Genomic DNA, 3986 nt, shown 5'->3' on the forward strand with positions numbered 1-3986 from the left:
TCATCGTCCAACACGCCTAAATCACGCAGGATTTGGAGAACATCATCACGTTGCGCGTCGGTTTCGCTGTGCGAGATATCGCGGACATGCACAATGATATCGGCCGAAATCACTTCTTCGAGCGTGGCGCGGAATGCGGCAACCAATTGCGTTGGCAGGTCGGAAACAAATCCAACCGTGTCCGACAAAATTGCTTTTTCGACTCCGGGCAACGAAATTTCCCGCATGGTGGGGTCGAGCGTCGCAAAAAGCATATCTTCTGCCAACACAGTCGCGCGCGTTAGGCTGTTGAACAAGGTCGATTTGCCGGCGTTGGTATAGCCAACCAAAGCGATCACTGGCCAAGGCGCCCTTTTGCGGCGCGCACGGTGCAAAGACCGTGTTCGTTTCACTTCCTCAAGCTCGCGGCGCAAACGCGCCATCCGGTCGCGGATCATCCGGCGGTCGGCCTCAATCTGCGTTTCGCCCGGGCCGCCCAGGAAGCCGAAGCCCCCGCGCTGCCGTTCCAAGTGCGTCCAGCTGCGCACCAAGCGACCGGCTTGATAATCCAAATGGGCCAGCTCAACCTGCAACCGTCCTTCGGCTGTTGCCGCACGCTCGCCAAAAATTTCGAGGATGAGCCCGGTACGGTCAATGGTTTTTAATCCGGTGCGCTCTTCCAGATTGCGCTGCTGAATGGCCGTCAAAGACGCATCGACGATGAGCAGGTCGATTTCCAAGTCCTTGCCTATCTGGGCGATTTCTTCGACCTGCCCGCCACCAAGCAAGGTAACCGCGCGCGGCGAACGCACGCGAAAATGCTTTTTCTGGACGACATTCAAGCCAATGGCCAAGGCAAGGCCCTCGGCCTCGGCAAGCCGCGCCTCTGGCCCTACCGAAGCCCGTCCGGGCAATTCGGGGTAAATAACCAACGCACGCGCACCGCGCGCAAATTCGTCGGTCTCGCTGCGTTCAAAAACGCTCAAATATCATCCTCATCCACGCCCTGATTATATTCGGCGAGATTTACAGGATGCGCAGGCTGAATGGTCGATATGGCATGCTTGTAGACGAGCTGCGTCGTACCATCGCGTTCCAGCAGAACCGAAAACAGGTCATAGGCCGCAATACCGCCCTGAAGCATCACACCGTTGACGAGGAACGTGGTGACGGGCTCATTCTTGTCGCACATCGCATGCAAGAACACATCCTGCAGCATACCCACACGGTGGCTGGTGCGGCTCATCATGTCATCGAACACCGACCGATCGGGCGAGACAGATGGCATAATCGTGGAAATGCTATGCTTATAGACCAGCTGGGACATGCCATCACGGCGCAATAGCACGGAGAAGTTGTCAAACCAGGTGACGACGCCTTGAAGCTTCACACCCTTGACCAAAAACATGGTCACCGGTGTTTTTGATTTTCTCAGCGAGTTCAGAAACAGATCTTGCAGTCCGTTATTCTTTTCAGTCATTATTATTATCCGATTATATTTTTGTTGTGCCCGGCTTAACGGGAGACCCTAAAAGGGAGTGAGCCGAGGCAAAAGCGCGTATACACGAGGACGGCATACGGCGCAATTGGACTCATGCGTCGCTATCTTCTTCAACCTCCAGACCGTTTTTCCGTACGGAAATGCCAAGCAGTTTGAGCTTACGATGCAGTGCAGAACGCTCCATCCCCACAAAAGCCGCCGTCTTGGAAATATTGCCTGAAAAACGCTTAATCTGCACACGCAGATATTCGCGTTCAAACGCTTCGCGCGCCTCACGCAAGGGCGCGCCCATCAGCGACGTGACATTATTCTCCGTGCCTTCATAGCTGTTGATGACTTCCGAGGGCAGCATGTCCGCGTCAATCGTGTGGACCCGGTTTGCGGGCGCCAATATGATCGTCCGCTCAATGATATTGCGCAGCTGGCGCACATTTCCCGGCCACTCACACGCCTGAAGCGCGGCCATGGCGTCATCCGAAAAATAGGGCGGTGGAATGCGATGTTCCGATGCAAAGCGCGCCGCATAATGATTGGCAAGGTCGGGAATATCCTCCCGACGGCCAGACAATGGCGGAATTTCAACGGGCACAACATTCAGGCGATAGAAAAGATCCTCGCGAAAGCGCCCTTCCGCAATCTCAATCGCCAAATCACGCGCAGTGGCGGAGACAAAGCGGACATCGACCCTAATCTGCCGGTCGCCCCCTACCCGCACAAAGCTTTGGTCGGTTAAAACACGCAAAATCTTGCCCTGCGTGGTCCACGGCATGTCCGCAACTTCGTCGAGAAACAACGTGCCACCATGCGCTTTTTCCAACATGCCAGCCTGCACAAGCCGGCCATCTTTTTCGATACCGAACAGCTCTTCATCAAAGCGCTCTGGGGACAAGCGGGCGGCGCTCACCGAGACGAAAGCCGAGTCCGAACGCGGGCTCCAGCTATGGAGCAAACGGGCCGCGACCTCTTTCCCAACGCCAGCGGGGCCAGTGATCAGCATCCGGCTGCCTGTGCCCGCGACTTTCTTCAAAGTTGCGCGCACCGCGTTGATCGCCGCGGATGATCCGGTGAGTTCTTCCGAATGCCCTACCCGCGCCTTTAGCGCCGCGTTTTCCGCGCGAAGACGTTCGGTCTCGGTCGCTTTTGATACCAAATGGAGAAGCTTGCTGGCCTCAAATGGCTTTTCGATAAAGTCCGCCGCGCCATGGCCAATGGCGGCAACGGCGGTGTCGATATTGCCATGCCCGGAAAAGACGATGACGGGAATCTGCGGATCGCGTAACTTGATAGCGCGCAGCAATTCAATACCATCCATCGACGACCCGCGCAGCCATACGTCCAAAAGGATAAGCGACGGCAACCGCTCGTCCAGTGCGGCCAAGGCTTCATCAGCGGAAGCCGCTGTTCTGGTGCCATATCCTTCATCGTCAAGGACGCCGGAGACCAAGTCCCGAATGTCTTGCTCGTCGTCTACAATCAGTATGTCGAGTGCCATATTAGCCCATAACCTCATCTGAATTGACTGCTGGCGGGGCGGCGTTCAACTTGCCTACCCGCAATGCCACGATTTCCGGATTGAACTTCAACGTCACAACCGCGCCTTCCGGATGGTTGTCTGACAGAGAAATCTCTCCAAAATGTTCTTCAATGATTTTCTTAACGATGGCGAGGCCAAGCCCCGAACCGGTTGCACGGTTGGTGATATAGGGTTCCATAATCCGCTTGCGATCCGGCGGCAGGCCAATGCCGTTATCCGATATTCGGATAATTAAACCATCATTTTCGACAACCAGATCGACGACGATCGCGCCGTCGACTTCGACCGTTTTCTTTTTCTCTTGTATCGATTCAACCGCGTTTTTCAAAATGTTGGTGATCGCCTGCCCCAATTGGCGTCGGTCGGAGATTAATGTCGGGAACGGACCATCCTGATTATAAGTGAAGCGGATATCGGGATGTGCAACCTCAAACATGAACACGGCATGCCCGACAATATCGTGCATATTTTCCGCCCGGAACAAAGGCTTTGGCATCCGCGCGAAGGAGGAGAATTCATCGACGATGTTTCGCAAATCGCCGACTTGGCGCACGATGGTGCTGGTCAGCTGCGTGAATATCGCTTCATCTTGGGTAATGCTCTTGCCGAAGCGACGCTGAAGACGCTCTGCGGCCAATTGGATTGGCGTGAGCGGGTTTTTGATTTCGTGCGCGATGCGGCGGGCGACGTCGGACCATGCCGCGCGGCGTTGATCGGCCAGCTGCTGACTGATGTCTTCAAAGGTGACCACACTGCCCTGCTCGCGTGGAGACACCGTGACGGCGACCGTCAGCGGCTCTGGGCCGCCGTCAAGCTGCACGACGCCGCGTGGGCTCTCGCTGGCCAAAGCGGCGAGCGCGGGCGCAACCAGGTCGAACTTTTGCCCAACGATGGTATCGGATTCATGCTTCAGCAATTTTTCGGCGGTGGAATTCGCCAATTGGACCACGCCATCGCCATCGACAGAAACGA

4 protein-coding genes are annotated in these 3986 nt (G+C 55.9%); all 4 read right to left on the reverse strand.

Annotated elements, in window-relative coordinates; genetic code table 11:
• Nucleotides 1–965, reverse strand: a 965-nt coding sequence (gene hflX / locus ACIQ0G_RS10495) for a GTPase HflX (protein ID WP_397577857.1), incomplete at its 3' end; no start/stop codon positions are given.
• Nucleotides 962–1459 carry an RNA chaperone Hfq gene (gene hfq / locus ACIQ0G_RS10500; RefSeq protein ID WP_183940801.1) on the reverse strand — a complete coding sequence of 166 codons (498 nt, stop codon included), beginning with the start codon at nt 1457–1459 and terminating at the stop codon, nt 962–964. The genes hfq and hflX, both read right to left, overlap by 4 nt.
• Before the next feature lie 112 nt (nt 1460–1571).
• Nucleotides 1572–2972 (reverse strand): sigma-54-dependent transcriptional regulator, encoded by a 1401-nt coding sequence (locus ACIQ0G_RS10505; RefSeq protein ID WP_397577858.1) that lies wholly within the window; start codon nt 2970–2972, stop codon nt 1572–1574.
• A gap of 1 nt (nt 2973) precedes the next feature.
• Nucleotides 2974–3986 (reverse strand): sensor histidine kinase (locus tag ACIQ0G_RS10510; protein WP_397577859.1); only part of this gene is annotated, 1013 nt, incomplete at its 5' end.

It is taken from the genome of Sphingorhabdus sp. (assembly GCF_044354325.1).
Classification (GTDB): domain Bacteria; phylum Pseudomonadota; class Alphaproteobacteria; order Sphingomonadales; family Sphingomonadaceae; genus Sphingorhabdus_B.

Bases quoted from the DNA above. Each gene is read 5' to 3' on its own strand.
- ACIQ0G_RS10505 (WP_397577858.1), bottom strand. From the start codon at position 2,972: ATGGCACTCGACATACTGATTGTAGACGACGAGCAAGACATTCGGGAC.
- hfq (WP_183940801.1), bottom strand. From the start codon at position 1,459: ATGACTGAAAAGAATAACGGACTGCAAGATCTGTTTCTGAACTCGCTG.